Raw genomic sequence first — 20,479 nt, 5'->3', positions numbered from 1 at the left:
CAAGTAGGTTTTTGATTTCCATATCTTCTTATGAAAATCCTCTACATCACCAACCCGCAGTGTGGTTTTCACCTCCACAATTACAATTTCGTGCCCGTTGACGGCAATTATATCATATTCAAAATTTTCACCACCCTTGTTACCTTTTACCCGCTGAAGTGTTTTTTCGACGGCAATTCCGTGTTGGTTTAGCAGTTTAATCAGATCGCCCTCTACCAACGACTCGACAAGTTTACCCCACTGTGAGGTGAACAGCGCGGATAATTCCTTTATCTTTTTATCCGTTTCTTTCATCTGTAGGCCAGTTTCCTGAATCTGCTGGTCGGTCTCTTTCATCCGCTCTCTGGTTTCCTGAAACATCTTCCACACCAGGTCGAAATTGAGCGGTTGGCTATATGTACCCATAGGTTCGTTTACGCTATCGTTTTCCATTTTTTAAAAGTATTGATGGTTACAAAGGTAAAACAAAAAATTTGCTGAAATGTCGCGAAACATCTTAGTCCAGGTAATAATGAATCCCAAAGCTCTCAAAGAGGAAGCAAAGTGTAAAATAAAAACGCTAAATTATATTGGGCGTTTCTAAATCCTGTCCCGAAACTTTGGGATTTGAAAGTCAGCGCCAGGGAGCAACTTAAAAAAATGCTTCTAAAAAGTCATCCCGTGAATAGCGCAAGGCCAGTCAACCAATGTTTCAGGTTTATGCAACATTCACGGGGTGACTGACGAATATCAGCGCTGCGTATTTATGGCAAAACAATCAGCGGGGTTTGCCCTTCAAAAACCAGCTCGTTGATCATGAATTTCCTGAACAGTTGATCTGTCAGGTGGCGGGAGCCTTTTTGAACCACCAACAGTTCGTCAATTGTATTGTTGATCACCTTCTTTATTTCATTAAAGGAACTGCTCCCTTCGTAAATAGCATACGAGGTGCTATATGTGACGGAAAAGAGTTTGGCCAGATCTTTAAGTTGCTTTTCTATGCTTTTGGTCTTTTCGGAGGGTTTGGCCAAATGGAAAAAGGTGATGGTTGTTTTGTCTTTATCGATGAAGCTTAGAAATTTATTAAGTGCCAGGATGTTCAAAGGATGCTTATCGGTAACTGCCACAAATATTTTCTCGTGCGAAAAGCGAGCGATCTCCCTGGGCATTGCTACCACAATGTTATCGGTCTTTTCGATGACCTGAATAGCTACACTGCCCATAAATATCTTTTTGAGCTGGCTGGTTCCCTTCAATCCCATAAAAACTAAATCATCGTATGGCTCGGTAAGGAGTTTTTTTAAAGTCGTATGAAGATGTTTATCCGAAACGGAATAGGAAACTTTTGCGCTTGTAGGTAGCGTTGTGGTGATGAGATGTTTCATTTTTTCCACAGCCTCGTTATTGGCAATTCTTACCAGACTTTCTCTGCCCATATCGTCGGCAAACGCAGGTAGTAAAGCTTCGGTATGATGCACCAGAAGAAGCTCTGCATTTACTTGTGTGCTCCAGTCGCAGGCGTATTTTACTAAGTTTTCCGAACTTTCCGAAAAGTCAACGAGTAAGATAAATCGCTTTTTCATATCATGAAATATTTTGTGGACGTATTTGTTTATTCAAACAATCGGCTGCTTCATTGAGTCCCTCCAGATGGTCGGAAAGTACCACCAAAATATCGTTGGCCTTAATTACCGTGGAGCCATTTGGAGTGAGATATTTATCATTTCGTTTAATCATTGCAATGATGGCGTTTTTCGGGAAGCCTAAATTTACGAGCTTTTTGTTTACCGCATATCCATCCGGCAGCACTTCAATTTCTCTCATGGCCGTTTTTGGAATATCTAATATGAGCTTTTCAGCTTCTGAAAGTGGCCTGGACGTTACAGGCAGTGATACGTTGAGCCATTTGGCAACGATTGGCAAGGTGGTTCCCTGAATTAAAACAGAGGTAACCGAAATGAAAAACACGATATTAAAAATCATATCGGCTTTTTCGATACCTGCCAACAGCGGATAGGTCGCAAACACAATGGGAACGGCGCCGCGCAACCCAACCCAGGATATATAAAAACGCCGGCGTAGTTTCATCTTAAAAAATACAAGGCAGAGAAAAACACTTACCGGGCGGGCAACGATGATAAGGAACGATGAAATGACCAATCCAATTCCGAAAACCGGAAGAACCTGCGACGGGAATACAAGCAAGCCCAGCGTGAGGAACAAAACAATCTGCGCAAGCCATGCCAGCCCGTCGTACATATTTAAAATGGTTCTTTTGTGTATCAGGTCCTGATTTCCGAGATAAACCGCGCAAATATAGATGGCAAGAAATCCATTGCCCCCCACAAAGTCCGTTGCCGAAAATGTAATAAACATGATCGCAATGACCAATGCAGGATAAAGCCCTTCATAATCGAGTTTTATTCTGTTGATGATGACTTTGCCCAACTTTCCAAAAGCAAAGCCTGCAATGCCGCCTATTATCATTTGCTTCAGAAACAACGGTATGATGGAAACAAAGCTTTGGTCCTGGTTTACTACCAATGTCAAAAAGGCAATGGTCAAAACGTACGCCATCGGGTCGTTACTTCCGCTTTCCAACTCGAGGGTGGGCCTTAGATTGGATTTTAAAGAGAGGCTTTTTGAGCGCAAAATTGAGAATACCGCGGCAGCATCTGTCGAAGAAACTATGGAGCCAAGCAACATACTTTCGTAAAAGGTAAAATCGGTAATCCACCAAACGAAGGTTCCCAGCGTAACGGCGGTGAGCAAAACGCCCAACGTGGATAAAATAACCCCTTGTCTTACAATAGACTTTACGTTGGTCCAACTGGTGTCGAGCCCGCCCGAGAAGAGAATGAAGTTGAGAGAAACAACTCCGATAAATTGGGCGATTTTGGGATCATCGAACCGGATGCCACCAATGCCGTCGGAGCCTGCCAGCATTCCTATTGCCAAAAAGAGTAGAAGCGTAGGAACGCCAAACCGATAGGACGTTTTACCGGCTATTAAGCTGATAAAAAGTAATAAAGAGCCAACCAATAAAATATTTTCAATCGTTAAACTCATCGTTTTACTTTATAGAAACCAACTGTGCAAACTTACGGTTTCTTGCCCGGAGGCTCTACAAAAATTATGGCTTTGTAATGTCTTGTCAAATCGAATGCTGATTGCGCCTTGGCGGAGCTTCATAACTGCTAACAACTCATAGTTAACGGCAATTCGCTTAATTGACAAAAACTCGTGGACGACTTCCCATCACAAAAAATGAAGAGATATGTTTTGGAAGTATGGAAGTGCCTGTTTATTGCAATCGACTTTTTTATGAATTTTTAAATGAGGCCTGAAAGCATATTGGATACCGCTCCGACAAAGGATTTTCGATGAAAAGACTACACGAATTTTGAATTTGACGAGAACAGGTTAATGTGTAAAGCGACTTTGGTGTTTGATATTTTTTTTATATTTGTTAATAGTTTTTCAGACTACTTTTTCAAACTACAAGTTCTTAAACTTTCCTGCCAACAAGGCGAAATGCCACTCGAACAGGCATTCCTTCCCTTTTCTGAGATTGATTTTGAATTGACGTTTCATTGTTTTTTAATTTATAAACCTAATACTTTACGTCATGAGAAAACTTGTACTTTTTATGTTCATGATCCTGGCTTACATCAATTTGTCAGCACAGGTTGATTATGTTCCATTCGAACAGGTAAAGCAAATTGCTTTACAAAACGCACAATCTCTCTGGGGAGAGGTTTATGCCGACGAACCCATTCCTTTGTACAATCTTCAGGATGAGCTTTTGGCTTACACTTTTAATTTCTCGATTGGTCATCCTTTTCCTGCAAGAGAATCGCTGATTGACCAATGTAATATTCCTATTGATTCTAATAATAAAAACGACCGGTGGCAGATAGGAAGCTTCGGAAATATGCTTGTGTCTGCATCCAAAAACACTGCGCCTATTATAAATTATCAGCAATCAATATCAGATGAATACGCTTATGGTGCAGAAGTAAAGCGATTGGCTGCTCAAAAATTAAATACTGATAATCCAAGCCTTTACAGAATTTATCTTATGAACGATATAGCCAAATGGTATTGCTTTACTGACAATAATAAGAAGGTTTTTGTAAAAGTCTTTCCACCTGTAGAGGTATATCTTGAGCAGGAATTCCAAAGCGTTGTGATTCAAAAATATAACGCTCCGCGATTGTGGAAGTTGTCGGAAGACATAGATCATAAATGGGATCAGTTTCTTGATGGTAAAACGCTGATATCCAAAGCAAATCATTTGATTCCACACGAAGAGTATGTTCCTTTTTACGACTGGAGCTATGGTTGCACTCCAACAGCTTTTGCCATGGCACTTGCATACTGGGATAATGGAGGCATGTCATTCGCAAGTGACTATGGAAACCTGGTGAAGCATCACTTTCAGCGTTATGACCATGCGCAGGGTGAAACCGATAAAAACGTCCCAGATTTGCAAAAAGCCCTTGCCATTGCTATGCACACTGATTCAATGACAGGGAACACCTCTCCATCTCACTGGTTGAATGGTTTTATCAATGCGACTAATGCCAGGGGTTATGGCTTTACAGGCCAGAATAAATATGGAACTTCATCTTACTACCTTAGCTGGACCAAGACAGAAATTGATAACGGCAGACCCATACATTGGGGAACTCCAGGCCACTCACAAACTGCAGTAGGTTATACTGATGATAATTTTGTAATTTGCCATCGAACCTGGTATGCCGCTCACAGCAATGTGCTTTACACAGAGTGTGATCTTGTAGGCACCATTGTACCCGGCGGACAATACGGTGCTGCTGTAAATATTGTAAGTCCATTTGGCGATCCGCGTTATTCAGATGTGGCTACTTTACCAAACCAGGGTGAAGATTTATATGCGGGCGACGTATTTGAAATTAAATGGGACTATGATTATCATCCTGATTCTTATGCAAGGATCCTATATTCAACCAATGGAGGTCTAAACTGGACCCAAATCGTAGAAAATACTCCCAACGATGGTATTTTTGACTGGAGGATTCCTTCAGGGTTGGCAGGTTCAACATTGGGTCGGGTGAAGATTGAAGTGAGAGATCCTTCAAAAGGGCTGGCAGCAGCAGATGGTAGTTATGGAAATTTTGATTTTCATGCAGGTGGAAGTTTGCCTACGCTTAGTGAAGATGTAGTTGTAACCACCACTACCATTCCCGATTATTTCCAGTTTACAAACACCACCAATTATTGGAGTGTAGTAGGGGTAAGATCAAACAATAGCGCTGACGACTGGGATATTCAACTTCATGGAAGCACCTCATTCAATGATATAATTACTTCATCCTCTTATGGTAAACCAGCGGTTGATTTTGTTGTGATTGATGGCGGCCATACCAGTTCAATTGCCCGAGGGGTCAAGGTAACAAGATATTCCGGAACAGGTAATGCAAAGGTGGAATTTGAAGGAGGGATGGATATAGTTAGCTTAGGTTCACCAGTTATCACTTCCTGGCCGGCAGGTGATGTGGTGGAAATCTATGATGTTTATCTGAATCCCGGATTGTATGGTTTTACTCTTGATATAACATCGGGTTCTGCCGACCTTGATTTTGCTTTGTATGGTTCAAACGGAGTAGCTTACTATGCGCCACGGAATGCCTATAAGGCCATGTCGGGTTCAGGTGGATCTGGTGCTGATGAGTATTTCACTTACACTGCAACCACAGCCGATTGGTACGGACTCTGTGTTTGGGCCAATAATGGCAACTCAGCCAATTATACGCTGAAAGTAGAAAAGCCCGGAACCTGGACGGGACTTTTGAGTACCAACTGGAACACCCCGGGTAACTGGAGTGGAAACATATTGCCAACTTTTGATATGGATGTTACAATACCCTCCGGTACACCAAACCAGCCTTATGTTTACACTGCAAATGCGTCTATCAAAAGCCTCACAATTAACTCAGGAGCAATGCTGACAATTGGAGGTTCTTCCTTAATTATGACGAACGATCTTGATATTTGGGGTGTACTGAATATGAATAATGCTTCCGGTTCATTAGCAGTATTGGGTAATGTAAACTGGCATTCGGGTTCAAGTGCAAACATCACCGCCACTTCTCAGTTTTTAGTATATGGAGACTGGGTTTTTAAAAGTGGTGCCAATGTTAACCTGGTTAACGGTAGCGTTTCATTCTGGGGAACAACTGACAAATACATTACCTGCAATTCATCTTCCTGCTCATTTAACAATATCGAGATCAAAAAAACAGGAGGTGCAGGCCTTATTATTCCTACTCAGTCAACACAGCCTCTGACGATCAACGGAGATATCTATGTGGAATCGGGGGCAAGCTTTCGTGTTTACAGTACTATCGATGTTAAAGTGAAGGGGGATATCAAATCCAGCGGGTCGTTTAACGGCATCTATGGCAGGATTATTCTTGATGGCACAACACAATCGCTGCGAATGAATGTTGGAGACTATTTCAACCATCTCACTTTCAGCCAGACTGGTACTGTTACAATAGACAATACCCTGAGCAGTATACTTGAAGTTGATGGCAATGTATTAATCGAATCAGGAATTTTAAATTTACAGGACAGAACCATGCGTGTTGGTGGAAGCTGGACCAACAACGTTGGCCCTGCCGGCTTCAACAAAGGCACCAGTCGTGTGATTTTTGATGGTACCGGATACAATTATGTGACAACCAACGAAACCTTTAATATTCTCGAAACCAATATGTTCGCTTCCGCTGCCTTACGCATAGATTACGTTGATGTAACCTGCAACCAATACGACTGGACAACCGGAGGCATTGATGTTCTAGCCGGGACTTTTACTGCTTTGGACCTCTACGACAACGGAATTTTTGGCAGTTTCATGCTCAGTTTAGGGGGAACCATCAACCTGCACAACAGCGATGGCTATGTAGATTTAGCCGGAAATCTGAACATTTATGGCGGGAACTTTAATGTGTATGGTGGTACCTATGATAGCTACTGGCCTTATGGTGGAAATGCCTCGATCACCATGAATGGGGGTGTTCTCGATTTCAAAAACGTTGGTATTTCCATTACCAGTGCTTACGGCTATACCTTAACCGAAAACATAACCGGTGGGGTAATTCGTACTGTGGGTACGTTTAGCAATCAACGGATTGATTTTACCCCCACAGGAAACATTTTTGAAATGTATGGAACTGCCGATGCAGTGCTGATTACTGGTGAGGGATGTAGTGTTGATAATGTTGTTATCAACAAAGGCGCCGACGACGCACCGCCCACGCCTTTGTTCGACCGGGAAGGAAACCCAATAGAGCAAACCAGGGGGAGCACTATTTTTGTATCTGGCTCCCAACTTACTATTCTGGGCGATCTGACGATCGATGCCGGCATTTTAAATTCAAATAACAAGACAATAAGCATCGGCGGCGACTGGCATAATAATGTTGGTACCTCCGGTTTTGATGAATCGAATGGCCGGGTAATCTTTAATGGAACCGGCACCCAGTATTGCTCCTCCGAAGATTTCTATACTCTCGAAACCAACATGTCTTGCGGACTTTTGTGTAATGTTTCAGGAGGAACCTCCAACACTTGTCAAATTTACGACTGGACAAGCGGAGGAATTTATATATCTTCCGGTTACTTTAGCGCAGCCGACCTGGTCGATAATGGATTGTTTGGAACGTTTTTCGTTTATAACGGAACAATCGACTTGCACCAGGACAATATGCAATCTGTTGACCTTAACGGAGGGGTCATCGTTGGCTTCGCCGGAGCATTAAATGTTTATGGTGGAAACGGAGATAGCTACTGGCCTTATGGCGCAAATGCTTCTATCACCATGACCGGGGGTGTGCTCGATTTTAAAGATGTTGGTATTTGGGTTGCCGATCATCCCTTCTATACCCTTACCGAGAACATAACCGGTGGTACTATTAAAACATCAGGAAACTTTATTGTTTTTAACCCTGCTTTTACTCCGGCAGGTGGAACTGTTGAGTTGTATGGTGGTACCGACGCATTGATAGAAAATGGTGCCGGAACCAATTTCCATAATCTTACCGTCAACAAATCCGGAGGATCAGATGAAAGTTCTGAGCCGCTTACTTTCCAGGATCGCAATGGGGAAACAATAACCACTTCACGGGCCAACCTGGTTGGCTTAAGTGGTGATGTTTTAATTAATGGCAATCTGACAGTTAATGCCGGGAAACTCAACACAAGTGGGAGTTACGCTCTTACCTGCATGGGCAGCGCCAGCATCGAAAATGGCGCAACCCTCGAAATGTTGATTCCGTCTAAATTAAAGCTCAACACCTCGCTGACGGTGAAGAATGGAGGAACTTTCCGTTCAGTGGGCTTTTCATATCTAACAAACTGGGTTACGCGTGCCGCCACAAACCGATACTCGTTCGATGTTCAGTCGGGGGGGGACATTGGCGTCTCCAACACCATTTTCGAGTACATGAGTGTTAACGGTGTTAATATTTCCAGCGGCGCATTGGTTGACACGGCGCAGGCCTTCAACAACTGTACTTTCCGTCTGGGTACGAATTTGAGCACGCTTCTTACCATGAACAGCACGCAGACGCTCAAATGCACCGGTGCTATATTCCCATTCAACTCCGGTGGCGTAATCAGCAACGTGAAGAAATCTGTCGATGCCGGGCGCATCACCTTTTATGATTATAGCGGTACTTTTTCCGGGTCTGCCCACGAGAGCGACCCATACAACAGAATTATGTGGGACGGAGAAACCCAACAACACAACGTTATGTTGGCTGCCGGATGGCAGGGATTGTCGAGCTACGTCATGCCCACCGATAATAACATCGAAAATGTGTTTGCTCCTCTGGCACCTAAATTTATCATTGCCCAAACCATGAGCGGTATTTATTATCCGGCAGGGCCTATCAATAACATTGGAAACTGGCTGAGCCAGTCAGCTTATTCTGTGAAAATGGCAAATCCAGCGTCGCTCTCCATATCTGGGATGCCCGAAACCGACAAAACCTTGCCCATAGCCGCAGGCTGGAATCTGATTCCCGTTATCGCTAACAATCCGGTAAACGTAGCAACCTTGTCCACCACGGTTAGTTTTCAGATGGTGAAAGATGTAGCTGGCACGGGCGTTTATTGGCCGGCCTATGGCATCAATACTTTGGGCAACCTGCTGCCCGGCAAAGCCTATTATGTGCGCGTGACTTCACCGGGTATTGTCACTTTCCCCGCCAATACCGATGCAGGTTGGAATGGCAAATATCCCGAAATGCCAATGCTGGAAACTCCTTGGAACCAGCCGGAAGCTTCGCCCGTTTCACATCTGGTTGCTTTCGCTCCCGGCGTTACTGCAGAGCTTCGGGTCGGTGACATTGTAGGATTGTTTACGCCCGACAATATTTGCTGCGGCGTTGCACAGATTGAACTGCCCGGCAAGCCTCTGGCCATCACTGCTTTTGCCGACGACGCGCAGCTGCCAGGCATAAGCGGATACGTGAGCGGACAAACGATGAGTCTGAAGATATACTGCCCCGCCACAAACGAAGTCGGTATGCTGGCAGTCGTTTATGATCCTACTGGAGATGGAAGCGTCTTTGCCGATCATGGCTTATCGGTGATCACGCACATCCAGCAAACCGCCACGGGTATTGGAACCGCTTCATCCATCACAGTGGAAATATATCCGAACCCGACAGACGGCTCCGTAACTATTACCGGAATTGGTCAGTATGATTTGTTACAGCTTTTTTCGGTACGTGGCGAGCTGCTGCTGCAGCGCACCAACGATGCTGCCGACGAGCTAAGCTGGGATGTTTCGGCGCTGCCACCGGGCGTATATCAATTGAAACTTTCAGCGAACCACGCGGCTTTGGTTAAAAAGCTGATCCGGAAATAGGTTTTCCATTTTTCTACATTAATAAAAAACTCCCGAAGGCAGATTGGCTTTCGGGAGTTTTTTTTATGCTTTGTGTGACAGGTTTCTCCAATGGCGCTTCCTTCATCGCGCTGGTGCAGGCTTCAGGCAGATCGGATGTAAGCAAGCATCTAATCATCGGCCGCACAAGCCGCTGCAATAGCCAGTGCGTTGGCATTCTCTCCGTCAGTCGACGGAGGAGCTAGAGAGGGTCTTTAACATCCAATCATTCAAATTTTCCTGAACTTCACGAGGCTCGAACTAATCCATTAAAACCCAACCCTGAGATTTATGGTGAAATCATCGATACACCCATTCTTTCTCCTTGTTCGACGGCGGTTTCGTATCCCTTTAAAGTATTCATCAATAAATCGGCGTCGATGCGAATCTTGTTTTTTTCGAACAGCAGCACCAACGTGGATCCCCCGAATTTGAAATACCCTTTCTCTTCTCCTTTCGTTACCGAATCCCCGGTATAAGTTTGCACGATGCTGCCCACCATGGTTGCACCTACTTCGGCCACCACCACATCGCCAAACAAAGGGTTGGTAACGATGGTAATTTCCCTTTTGTTGAGGCAGAATATTTCGGTCATTTTGCGCAAAGCAAGGGGGTTTACCGAATAATAATCACCGTCGATACGTGTGAGGGGCGACACGCTTCCACCAACGGGAAAATGAAAACGGTGGTAATCGGGAGGGGCAAGTCTTACGACCACCAATGCGCCACCCACGTAATTTTGAGCAAGTTTGGCATTGTTCAAAAATGATAAAACATCGAAGCGGGTTCCTTTGATGATAAAATCGCTGTGGCTTATGTCGGCATAAGCCAGTAATTTCCCATCGGCTGGCGACACTGCAACAGTTGCGATGGTATCCACCGGCCTGGCATTATCCGTCAGTTTCCGGGTAAAGAAATCGTTGAAAGAGTCGAACTCCTGCTCCTTGACGGAGCGCATGTCGATATCAAATTCTTCAACAAAGGGTTCTATTTTTTGGATAGATGAAGGACGATCCATCCTGGTGCCATAAACCGACGAAACCACCTTTCTTTTCGCCAGCGCCCACAAGGTTGCTTCGCCCACCGGATTATTATACAGCCAAACCAACCAATGTTCTGCAGCCACTTTTTCCGTTTTCAACAGGCCACTTTCCCTATCGTAATATTGGATGGGAGCTTGTGGCGGCAACGGATAAAAAGCCAGCGTGGCCACCACGGCCAGCAACAACAAAATGATGCCCCACCTTTTTTTGGTTTTTGTAAATTTCATGTTTGCTTTGTTTGCCTTTCCTTATGTTTTGCAAAAGTAGCCGAAATCCTCCGGAGGATTTGCCGTCTTACCGCATCATTTCGTTTCAATTCAGGAAACAGCCAAACTTAAAAAATCGAGTCCATTAGCTCAATTTGTGTAACAGGGACTCACAAAATGGATACAGGTGATTTAGTGAATTTTATCGAAGTCAGTGAATTTGAGGACAATTGTTTTACCAATCTTCTCAAGTTCTAATAAATCCTTGTCACCGGTTATTAAAAAATCAGCTTTAGAATCTATTGCCAAAGAAACCAGATAATTATCTTTTGGATCCCTGCAGATATTAGAAACTGTCTTTATTGCAATCAATTCAGAAAACTCATCAAATAATTCAAAAAACTCTGTAATCTGATCGTGGGTAAAGTACTTCTTAAACTTTGGCTTATTGAAGACATCTGCTAATTCATGAAGCTGTTCATTGCAGCTAATTATTTTTATAAATTGAGAATCAATCTGGTTTTGAAGTCCTTTCAGATTTTTACCAATCAAAAAGGAAATCCAAATGTTTGTGTCAACAATAACCTTAATTGACTTGCTTACTGTTGTCATATCGTTGTTGCCTAACTGATTCAACTTCCTTTGTAATCTCATCCATTGTCAACTCTGAGGTCTTAGTTGATTCTAAAAGGGTATTAAACCTGGTTAGAAACAATGATTTTTTTAACGCATTGAATATCTCCAATTTGTCGGTATCATCCAATTCGTTAAGTATCCTGATAAACTGGCTTTTCTCTAGCTCTATGCTTATTGTTCCCATAATTCAAAAACTAAATTTTGTCAAAAATAGGCAAAACCTCACGAGTAGCAATTTTTTTTGATGCGACCGGATTTCTGTTTTAAGCGTTTCAGAGGCAAAGTCCGACCAAATAATTTTCATTTGATTACCACTTTTGTGATTCGTTTTCTAATTGTTCTTGTGTTTTAAATTTGCCTACAAGGTAATCGCTGTTTGATTTTCTGGCCCTTTTGATTAGTTGTTCTTCTGTAAATGGCTTGAAACTCTTTTCCCTCATCTCTTTAATCTCTTTATTTTTCATAAATTTCTTGTCTTACACTTTCCACTTCTTCGGTTATGGTTTTTAGGTCAAGGTCTTCTGCTTTAAATGTCTTTAGCAACCTAGACAATTTTGAATCAATAACCTCTTTTTCCAGTTCCTTTGTCAGCTTAATTTTTTGTTGCCTCGGGAGTTGCCTAACCATCGAAAGGATTTGCTCGTACGTAATATCTATTTGCATTGCTGTTTTCATCGTTCAATCTGTGTTTATTGATTCGCGAATTTACAAAATTCTAATCGTAACTTGTAGTTTTTTTTCGCACCAGTTTCAATTCCGGAAACGGTCATCAGTAAGAAATCGAGGCTTTTCTTGATGCGGGCGATTTTCTCCAATGGCGATTCCTTCACCGCGTTGGTGTTGGCTTCAAGCAGATTTGGTGTCGGTAGATTAAATTCCATTTTGGGCCTGCTTATTTAATTTCCCTTCTCTTCAAATCTCTTGCTGAATGATGAATTGTTAAAATGTCAATTTGATTGGTAGCCACTATTTTATAGATAATTCTATAGTTCCCTTCAATTAGTTCCCGAATATTTTCGTGGTTTATTTCAGAAACAATTTTACCTGAACGAATCTGGGTTTTTAAAACTTTGGTTCGGTTTTTAATTCTGTCAACTTGTAGTTTTGCATATCGTTTAGAGTCCTTTGAGATATACTCAGCGATTCCTTTTAAGTCGCCAGTTGCTTGAAACGTCCAATTTATTTGAACCATTTTTCTATTTCATTTTCTATTTCACTTTCTGAAAACACTTCTCCGTTTTCCGATTGTTTTTTTCCTGTTTCAATCTTTTCCATTAAAATTAGCTTCTCAATCAAATCATCGATTGAGAATTCATCAGGAAAATTTTCAATTTGTTCTTTTAGCTTCGCTTTTGTCAACATTGTATTCTCTTTTAAATTTGTTCCAAAGATAACCTTTTACATTATGGCTGCTCTCTATTTTAATATCCAAAGTAGGCGCCAAGCAGGTTTCGTGTCAGCAGATTAAATTCCATGTTCGTTGCCGGGTTTTTCAAAGACCGCTCTTTTGTCTAATTTGTTGCTTTCAAAGCTGTGATTGTTTTCATTTTAATTAACAAGCTCCTGAAAGTAGATTGGTCTTCGGGAGTTTTTTTGTTCTCACTTTTTACAAATGACATGGAATTCTTTTGTGTCTTTTGAGCGGGTTTTAAAGGTTTAGCCTTTTCTATTCATAGAAAATTTCCTTTTCAATTAATCTTTTAAGCGATAAAATATTTTGCCAAAAACGAAATTTTTTCGAATGAATTAATAACTATAAATATAGGGTATGCTAATTTTCCTCAAAAAATTAATCTATTTACAAAAAACATCCTAAATTGAGATAAATTCTTGTTTGACAAACGAACAAATGCTTTTTAGTATCTAATATGTAATTGCTATCTGTAACAAAATTTGTCGCTTTTGTAATCGTATCCGGTATATTGATAGGATTTGATTTTCTGTAACTCACTTTTTAATTTCGGAAGATTTGAAAGATTTTTGACATTCTCATTATATTTTTTAGTTTCACGATCATGACAATCATCACGAATAGATAATATAGAATCATCTAATTTATCAAAAATCCAGAAAATTGCAAAAATTAACATGATGGCATAAACCCAATGTTCAGTAGAAAATAATATAAAGATTCCAATACCTCCTATTACCAGAATTATTTTTTTAATTAAACACCCAGTATTTATTTGGCCTTTAGGAGGTGGAGGTAAATCTTCAAGATGATAAATCTCATTTTGTAATGATGATTCATGGCTTGATTTCCATCGTGAAAACTGTTCTTTGTAGATATCATCAATTTCTTTTGCAGTTTGAGCACCAGGATAACGAAGCTTGGAATAACAAATTGAACAACGAGGTGTTGTAACCGTTCCATAGCCTGGTTCTGTATGTGATGATACAACAATTTGAGTATTTTTACTGCATACTGGACACCAAGACATGATAATTAATTTTAAGTGTAAATATTTTAAATGGCTTATTTTTTTAATAGCGGTTAAAAAATTTCAAACTCGATCAATTCTCATAATCATATTTCGGATTTTTTTATATGCATTAAACTTAGTAACTTTGTATCCCCGCATTTTAAAATCTGAATTTCTCATTTCTCAAAATTTTAATTTTTCAATCACCAAAAGTAATCAGGATTTTGTTTGGCGAAGCCATCTCCGCCTTCTTTTTTTATTAACAACTCCCTGCCACCTCCTTCCCTCATCCACGAATATTCTCTTCCCCCACAACTTTCCCCAGTTTTATTTCAAACATTTTTCCCCAATCCGAATCATTAATGATTTTGATTCCTTTAAACTCAACAAGCATTTGGGGTGCGGCGGATTGGTAGCCATTTTTGAAAAATATCAGGTCGTAGGTTTTAAAACTGCCATCATCATTCATCAGGCGCTTTATCCAGTGGCTTTTGTATTCGCGGTATTCAGCGGTTTTCTCGCCACTCCTGATGTCGTCGAAAGGCTCCTTGCGTAAGGTTAGATGCAAAACATTTTTTTTGTCCATTTTCATGATATGTTGGTTTAGTTTATTATTTCAAGAATTTCTTGTTACCCACACTTGCAAGAATTTTCATTTGTTGAATTGCAATTTTGTTGAGCCGGATTAATCGGTCTTTTTGAGAGATTCCATCATTGATGAGTACCGCATTTATGTTTTCCATATTCGACAAGCAGATCAGCTCGTTGATTGACGAATAGTCGCGGAGGTTTCCTTTTAATTCAGGATTGGCATCGCGCCATTGTTTGGCTGTTTTTCCAAAAAGTGCAATATTCAACACATCGGCTTCGCTGGCGTAAACTATCGATGTTTGTTGTGCAGTGAGTTCGGCAGGCAGCAGGTTTTGCTTAATAGCATCCGTGTGAATATGGTAATTGATTTTCGCCAATTCCCGTTTAGCGCTCCATCCCAGTTGCTTTTGCTCTTCTTCTTTGAGCCGCTGAAATTCCCTAACCAAATAGATTTTAAATTCGGGACTTATCCACATTCCAAATTCAAATGCAATATCCTTATGAGCATAAGTGCCGCCATATCTGCCGGCTTTGGACTGTAAACTAATAGCTTTTGTTTTTTCCACAAACTCTTTAACGCTGATTTTAAAACTATTCAATCCGGCTTGATTTCTAATTGTGGCGAATTCGCCATAATTAAACTCAGGATTGTACAAGTTTTCCCAAATCCCAAGATACTCGAGTGTATTCCTGTTTCTAAGCCAATCGGCAATAAAAAAACTACCGTCTTTTGCTCTCAGCATATCAGTTAATGAAATGTAATCGGTTTCATTGATTTTTAGGATGTTTATCTCGGTGTCCTTAATAGTAAGCTTTGCCATGTCTTGTTTTTTTAAATATTTTTTATGTTACTTCAAATTTAACCTTTGCTCACAATAGTCTTCTTTCTCAAGGTTAGATGCAAAACATTTTTTTTGGTCAATTTTCATGATACGCTGGTTTATTAATTTATCCATTCCGAAGCACTCAAAACAAAACCTGGTAGGCCAGCCTGGGATTTAAAGTGGTCGAATTCGACCACTTTAAACTCTGGGTTGTTGATTTGCTCCCAGGTACCCAAAAACTCAAGGGTATACCGATTTCTTAGCCAGTTCTTGATAATGTCGGCAGCCCGGCTTACGCTCTCTTTTGCATTGGCCATGTCGGTAAGCGAGATGTAATCCTTTTCCGCTACCCGGATTATTGTGATTTCTGTATCTATTACAGTGATTTTGCCATGTCTTGATTTTTAATTTTTCCGACCCATTTTCATGATACGCTCTCCTCCACAATTTTTATCTCTTCTTCGGTTAAATCATACAGTTGGTAGACCAATTGGTCGATTTGGGTTTCAAGGTCAAAAGTGCTTGCTTGAGGATTTTGCTTTTTGATATTTTGAATACTATTTACAAGGTTAATAATTGGACTTTGTTCCTTTTTTGAAATAACCTTAATTGGAAACTGCCTTAGGTCTGTAAGAATTATTTTAGGAAATAATTTCCTAACAGCCTTGGCTGTGTTTATTTGAAAATAGTATGACATTAAAGTAGAGTTGATTAAGGCTAGAATATACTTTAATTCTATGCTCGAGTTTACCTTTCGATTAATGGCAATATTGCTTCTATTGAACAAGACAATATCTTCTGAATAGCAAGAAATGATGGAATGTGGGTGCTGACTTGTAATCTCTCTTATAATTATTTTAGGGCTACTAAAAATCTCGAAATTTCTGGAAGCGGCAAGATTATCTCCATATCTTAAGAATGAAGAATGTTCCCCTTGATAATACCTTTGAACATCTTTTCCCTCTATGTATGGAAATGTTTTTTCATCAACTTTGTAATCGAAATCGTAAATTCTGTTTGTTACATCATCTCTTGTTTGTTTCGGATTCCCTTTTCCTACTTCATAGGCTTGCAACCCTGCTTTAATTTCAACCAAGTTGTCAAGAATATTTGTATTCGTTTTAATTTTCAAGAGTAGTTCGTCAGCACTGTCATTTGAAAAAACGTTTAAAGTTAAATCAGGGGATTTCAAAACTGTATTCGTTTTCTTATGATGAGAAAATTTAATCTGACCTTGTTCTCCAATAGACACATTAATGTTCTCTTCTGTAATTCCTTTTGCTCCAAAAAACGCAACAGTTTCAACGCTAACTCCCTCAAATGACTCACCTAAAAAGTTGACAATTTCAGCAATACAACCTTTTTCAAAAATCAGTTTTCTGATTTTTGATGTTGAACCAACCATTAGAAGTGAATTTGGAACAATCAAACTATAATGTCCTTTAAATTGAAGAATGTTTAAAGTGAGTTCTACAAAAAGCACATAAAGATTTATCTGATAGTCAATGCCTTTAAAGTTTTCGTAATAATATTTCTTATACTGCTCATCAAAATTTTCTCTTGCAAACACATACGGTGGATTGCCAATCACCACGTCAAACCCCGTAAAATCCCCCGCCTCGTTCAGCACCTCCGGAAATTCAAACCGCCACTCGAAGGAGTGTTCGTAGATTTTGTTGTTTTTGATTGCTTCTATTTCGGCTTCCAGCTTTTTTATCGCATCCGCCAGCTTGTTTACCTTTTTGTTCCACGCCTCCTTTTCCTTTTTGCTCTGCTCAAAAAGGGTGGTTTGGTTGGTGAGCCCAAAAAGTTCGCCGTTGATCTTTTGCAGCCGTTTTAGCTTCGGGTCGTTGCGGGCTATCTCGCTGCGGAAGTCGCTCTTGATGTCGGCAATGAGCCGCCGCATCTCACGTTTCTGTTCCTTGTTTTCGGCGTTTCGGTAGGTGGCCACGGCCAGGCGGTAGCTGTCGATGGTCCATTTGCTCTTTTTGAGCGCCTGCCCCAGGTCGGCGTCGATGGCAAAGCGGCTGATGAGCGAGTTGCCGCACTTTATGTTGATGTCGATGTTGGGCAGGGTTTCAAGCTCCGTCGGGTTTTTGTAGTAGGCGTTTTTGAGCAGTTCTATCCACAGGCGCAGGCGGCATATTTTTACGGAGTTGGGATTTATGTCCACGCCGAAGAGGCAGTTCTCGATGATGGTTTGTTTCTCGTGGAAGAGCGTTTCCTGCACCCGCTGGCTCTCGGGGCTTTTGGGATTGTACTCAAAGATGACGCCCTCCTCGTCGGTTACAATCAGCTCGTCGTTTTCCACTTCTACATGGTACTCTTTGAGCCGTTTGCCATCGCGGTTTTGCAATATTTTCAAATCGTTCTTTACGGCGATGATCTCGTTGAGCGCTGAAACCAGGAAGTGGCCGGAGCCAACGGCCGGGTCGCAAATTTTGAGGCTGTTTACAATCTGGTTGGCCTCGTCGGTGTTGTCGATCCTGTTGTAAACTTCGGTAATCGTTTGGCAGCTCCAGCCCTTGGCCTCGTTGAATTTCTGCACCACCGCCCTGCGTATGGTTTCGTGGCACATGTACATGGTGATGAAACCGGGCGTGAAGAACGAGCCGTCTTTGTAGCCGTTTATCTTTTCGAAAATAAGCCCGAGAACGGAGGCGTTGATGAGCGTTTTGTTGTCCTCCTGAATCTCTTCGGAGCCTTCGCTGGCAAAGTCGTAGGCGCTCAAAAACGCGAACAGATATTCGAGCGTGGAGAGCGTACCGGTTCTGCGTTTGCCCTGCTGGTCTTTGAGCACGGTTGCGCCATAGATGGGCAGTTGGCGGTCGTCGGCCAGGTTGCTGATAAATAGCGTGGTGTGCTCCAGTTCGGTGGGTTCGAAAAGGGAGCTGTTGAGGTAGGGGACTTTGCTGAATGCGGCGCTTATGGCGCTGTTTCTATCTTCAAACTTCCTTGCCAGCACCTTGAAGAAAAGGCTGTTGAGATCGTCGTAGTTTTGGATTCTATCCAGATTCAGGAAGCTGTACGACTTGTCGCCCCGGTGGTAAGTGATGAGCTGCGCCTCGAGGAGTTTCAGGAAAAGGATGCGGTTCATCCACGTGATGCACAGCTCCAGCGCCACGTTGAAAAGCCTTTCGGGCATAGTAGCGCCAAACTGGGCGGGCTTTTCCAGACGGATAATTTTGTCGAGGCTGTCGATTTCCATGATGGCGTTTTCAAGCAGCGAGCCGGCGTTGCGCTGTCCCTCCCGGCTCCGTTCGATGATCTTTTTGCTGCCCTCTTTGGTTTCGGTTAGCCCGATGATGTGGAGCATCTCGCCGTAAAAACGTTTGTCGAGCGTGTTGCTGTCGTTGGCGAAAGGGAGCTTCAGCAGGTGCTCGGGCGAAAGCAGTTTGTAGAGCGCGATGAGTTTGTTGTCGTCGGCGGGGTCGGAGTTGCGCAAGGGTTCTTCGTACTCCCGAATGTCGAACCAGGTGTATTCTATTTCGCAGGCAAGGCGCTCGATAAAAGGCTTTGCTATTTCTGTATAGAAAAAATCGGTAGTTTTCCCGGCAAGGCGGCCAGCGGTAAAATCGTTGAATTGCTTTACGAAATCTTTGTTTTGTGCAAAACACTTCTCGAAAAGGTTGGCATCAAAAACGAACCATTCGTTGATGTTGGTGGCAATGAGGTAGCGGATCTCCAGATTATTTTCGTCAAATCTTTCGCGCATATAGTAAAGCACCAACTCCTGAAACGCTTTTACGTTGATGTTGGCCGGGGTGAGCATCTCCGAATAGTTGGTTGGCTTTTTGGCTTCTATTATCACACCCACGCTGCCGGTGGCGCTGTTGGTGTTGTGGATCACCAGGTCGTTTCGGCCTTTTGTATTAATAAAATGACGCTCTTTGTAGTAGGTCTCTTTGAGAAAATCGGAGACCAGATTTTTATGAAACTCCTCCGACTCCCGTTCGTTCATCCTGTCGAGCAGTTGGATAAGATGTTTCTTAAACGTATCGATATCGGCGCGGTTAGGCTTTAATTTCAGAAACGCTTTATTGAGTGCCTTGCGGGGTTTGAGCTGCTTTAGGGTCATGTTCTACTGGAATTATTGTTAGCTATTTTTTCGGGTCAAAGTAATCCCAGTATTCTCTCGGTGTCATTATCCTGGTGTATTCAAATTCTGTTAGATGAAAATCAAGTATGTTCCCCGTGATTAAATAGTCTGCTGAACTTACGGCAGCCAGCTCCAAAAATTTGTTATCACTTGTATCAGTTAAAATTTCAATCTTTCGGTCTGTTTTGTAAAATTTTGATATTTCACGAAGCTTGTTTAACACAATATCCGTTTTTAACTTGAAGTTGGTGTATTTGGTGAATTTTTCCCTATTCATCACTTCCACATACTCTGCGAATATTTCTTCTGAAAGACAAGTTTTTACCTTTTGGGTTAACACCAATTCATATAAAATTTTTGTCGGGATAGAGTTTGAAATCAGAGCTGAGACAATAATGTTTGTATCAAGAATGAGTTTTCGCATCTCTTACAGCCTTTATTTCAGCGTTTATTTCATCCATTGTCATTTGTGAAAGCCCTTCTTTTCCTGCAATTTCATTGCATTCCAAGAGTGCTTTTCGAGCATATTCTTTACTAATCAAATCCACCAAATCCGTAAATTTGATTTCCCTATTTCCTAAGTTATACTTTTGAAAGTCGCTATTGCTTATCTTTATCTGTATAGTTTGCATCACTTTTTGTGTTTAAATTCAGTTTCAAAATTACGACTTTTTTCTCAAGGTCATAGTTATTTACCCGTTGAATCGGTTTTTTGCCATGCCCATGACGGTTTGCTAC

General features: G+C 41.7%; 18 protein-coding genes. 1 reads left to right on the top strand and 17 read right to left on the bottom strand.

Annotated features, from left to right (window positions below; translation table 11 throughout):
* From VFC92_00670 to VFC92_00660, 3 genes are all read right to left on the bottom strand, one after another.
* Positions 1-432: hypothetical protein (locus VFC92_00670; GenBank protein ID HZK06687.1), on the bottom strand; the 432-nt coding region annotated here is incomplete at its 3' end.
* 311 nt (positions 433-743) lie between these two features.
* Positions 744-1,562 (bottom strand): universal stress protein, encoded by an 819-nt coding sequence (locus VFC92_00665; protein ID HZK06686.1) that lies wholly within the window; start codon positions 1,560-1,562, stop codon positions 744-746.
* Between the two features lies 1 nt (position 1,563).
* Positions 1,564-3,048, bottom strand: coding sequence for a potassium/proton antiporter (locus tag VFC92_00660; GenBank protein HZK06685.1), 1,485 nt, complete (start codon positions 3,046-3,048; stop codon positions 1,564-1,566).
* Positions 3,049-3,607: 559 nt separating this feature from the next.
* Here VFC92_00660 and VFC92_00655 point away from each other — a divergent pair.
* On the top strand, positions 3,608-9,901 hold the full coding sequence (locus VFC92_00655; GenBank protein ID HZK06684.1) for a T9SS type A sorting domain-containing protein: 6,294 nt from the start codon (positions 3,608-3,610) through the stop codon (positions 9,899-9,901).
* Positions 9,902-10,208: 307 nt separating this feature from the next.
* Here VFC92_00655 and VFC92_00650 read toward each other — a convergent pair whose 3' ends face one another.
* The 14 genes from VFC92_00650 to VFC92_00585 form a co-directional block, all read right to left on the bottom strand.
* Positions 10,209-11,189, bottom strand: coding sequence for a phosphatidylserine decarboxylase (locus tag VFC92_00650; protein ID HZK06683.1), 981 nt, complete (start codon positions 11,187-11,189; stop codon positions 10,209-10,211).
* 171 nt (positions 11,190-11,360) lie between these two features.
* A complete protein-coding gene (locus VFC92_00645) occupies positions 11,361-11,780 on the bottom strand; it encodes a putative toxin-antitoxin system toxin component, PIN family (GenBank protein HZK06682.1) in 420 nt (139 codons plus the stop codon).
* Between the two features lie 332 nt (positions 11,781-12,112).
* Entirely contained in the window at positions 12,113-12,268 is a 156-nt protein-coding gene (locus VFC92_00640) for a hypothetical protein (GenBank protein HZK06681.1), read from the bottom strand.
* On the bottom strand, positions 12,258-12,479 hold the full coding sequence (locus VFC92_00635; protein ID HZK06680.1) for a hypothetical protein: 222 nt from the start codon (positions 12,477-12,479) through the stop codon (positions 12,258-12,260). Before VFC92_00635 ends, VFC92_00640 begins: the two co-directional genes overlap by 11 nt.
* Before the next feature lie 14 nt (positions 12,480-12,493).
* Entirely contained in the window at positions 12,494-12,685 is a 192-nt protein-coding gene (locus tag VFC92_00630; GenBank protein ID HZK06679.1) for a hypothetical protein, read from the bottom strand.
* An 11-nt stretch (positions 12,686-12,696) separates the two neighbouring features.
* Positions 12,697-12,996: a type II toxin-antitoxin system RelE/ParE family toxin gene (locus VFC92_00625; GenBank protein ID HZK06678.1), complete on the bottom strand. Its 300-nt coding sequence runs from the start codon at positions 12,994-12,996 to the stop codon at positions 12,697-12,699.
* Positions 12,984-13,166, bottom strand: a complete 183-nt coding sequence (locus VFC92_00620; protein HZK06677.1) for a hypothetical protein — start codon at positions 13,164-13,166, stop codon at positions 12,984-12,986. Before VFC92_00620 ends, VFC92_00625 begins: the two co-directional genes overlap by 13 nt.
* Before the next feature lie 515 nt (positions 13,167-13,681).
* Complete coding sequence (locus tag VFC92_00615) at positions 13,682-14,245, bottom strand: hypothetical protein (GenBank protein HZK06676.1); 564 nt, start codon at positions 14,243-14,245, stop codon at positions 13,682-13,684.
* A 268-nt stretch (positions 14,246-14,513) separates the two neighbouring features.
* Positions 14,514-14,819, bottom strand: a complete 306-nt coding sequence (locus VFC92_00610) for an ASCH domain-containing protein (GenBank protein HZK06675.1) — start codon at positions 14,817-14,819, stop codon at positions 14,514-14,516.
* A gap of 19 nt (positions 14,820-14,838) precedes the next feature.
* Positions 14,839-15,639, bottom strand: coding sequence for a KilA-N domain-containing protein (locus VFC92_00605; protein HZK06674.1), 801 nt, complete (start codon positions 15,637-15,639; stop codon positions 14,839-14,841).
* A gap of 122 nt (positions 15,640-15,761) precedes the next feature.
* Positions 15,762-16,001 (bottom strand): KilA-N domain-containing protein, encoded by a 240-nt coding sequence (locus VFC92_00600; GenBank protein HZK06673.1) that lies wholly within the window; start codon positions 15,999-16,001, stop codon positions 15,762-15,764.
* A gap of 65 nt (positions 16,002-16,066) precedes the next feature.
* Positions 16,067-19,720: a TaqI-like C-terminal specificity domain-containing protein gene (locus VFC92_00595; GenBank protein HZK06672.1), complete on the bottom strand. Its 3,654-nt coding sequence runs from the start codon at positions 19,718-19,720 to the stop codon at positions 16,067-16,069.
* Between the two features lie 22 nt (positions 19,721-19,742).
* A complete protein-coding gene (locus VFC92_00590) occupies positions 19,743-20,165 on the bottom strand; it encodes a putative toxin-antitoxin system toxin component, PIN family (protein ID HZK06671.1) in 423 nt (140 codons plus the stop codon).
* Positions 20,146-20,373, bottom strand: a complete 228-nt coding sequence (locus VFC92_00585; protein ID HZK06670.1) for a hypothetical protein — start codon at positions 20,371-20,373, stop codon at positions 20,146-20,148. Before VFC92_00585 ends, VFC92_00590 begins: the two co-directional genes overlap by 20 nt.
* Between the last annotated feature and the right edge of the window lie 106 nt (positions 20,374-20,479).

This window comes from Bacteroidales bacterium, from assembly GCA_035647615.1.
Classification (GTDB): Bacteria; Bacteroidota; Bacteroidia; order Bacteroidales; family 4484-276; genus SABY01.
Note: the sequence above shows the minus strand (reverse complement) of the source record. Positions and strands in the feature narration are given on the sequence as shown.

Coding starts and splice junctions, on each gene's coding strand:
- VFC92_00665 (HZK06686.1), bottom strand. CDS start 1,562: ATGAAAAAGCGATTTATCTTACTCGTTGACTTTTCGGAAAGTTCGGAA.
- VFC92_00660 (HZK06685.1), bottom strand. CDS start 3,048: ATGAGTTTAACGATTGAAAATATTTTATTGGTTGGCTCTTTATTACTT.
- VFC92_00655 (HZK06684.1), top strand. CDS start 3,608: ATGAGAAAACTTGTACTTTTTATGTTCATGATCCTGGCTTACATCAAT.
- VFC92_00650 (HZK06683.1), bottom strand. CDS start 11,189: ATGAAATTTACAAAAACCAAAAAAAGGTGGGGCATCATTTTGTTGTTG.
- VFC92_00645 (HZK06682.1), bottom strand. CDS start 11,780: ATGACAACAGTAAGCAAGTCAATTAAGGTTATTGTTGACACAAACATT.
- VFC92_00640 (HZK06681.1), bottom strand. CDS start 12,268: ATGAAAAATAAAGAGATTAAAGAGATGAGGGAAAAGAGTTTCAAGCCA.
- VFC92_00635 (HZK06680.1), bottom strand. CDS start 12,479: ATGAAAACAGCAATGCAAATAGATATTACGTACGAGCAAATCCTTTCG.
- VFC92_00630 (HZK06679.1), bottom strand. CDS start 12,685: ATGGAATTTAATCTACCGACACCAAATCTGCTTGAAGCCAACACCAAC.
- VFC92_00625 (HZK06678.1), bottom strand. CDS start 12,996: ATGGTTCAAATAAATTGGACGTTTCAAGCAACTGGCGACTTAAAAGGA.
- VFC92_00620 (HZK06677.1), bottom strand. CDS start 13,166: ATGTTGACAAAAGCGAAGCTAAAAGAACAAATTGAAAATTTTCCTGAT.
- VFC92_00615 (HZK06676.1), bottom strand. CDS start 14,245: ATGTCTTGGTGTCCAGTATGCAGTAAAAATACTCAAATTGTTGTATCA.
- VFC92_00610 (HZK06675.1), bottom strand. CDS start 14,819: ATGAAAATGGACAAAAAAAATGTTTTGCATCTAACCTTACGCAAGGAG.
- VFC92_00605 (HZK06674.1), bottom strand. CDS start 15,639: ATGGCAAAGCTTACTATTAAGGACACCGAGATAAACATCCTAAAAATC.
- VFC92_00595 (HZK06672.1), bottom strand. CDS start 19,720: ATGACCCTAAAGCAGCTCAAACCCCGCAAGGCACTCAATAAAGCGTTT.
- VFC92_00590 (HZK06671.1), bottom strand. CDS start 20,165: ATGCGAAAACTCATTCTTGATACAAACATTATTGTCTCAGCTCTGATT.
- VFC92_00585 (HZK06670.1), bottom strand. CDS start 20,373: ATGCAAACTATACAGATAAAGATAAGCAATAGCGACTTTCAAAAGTAT.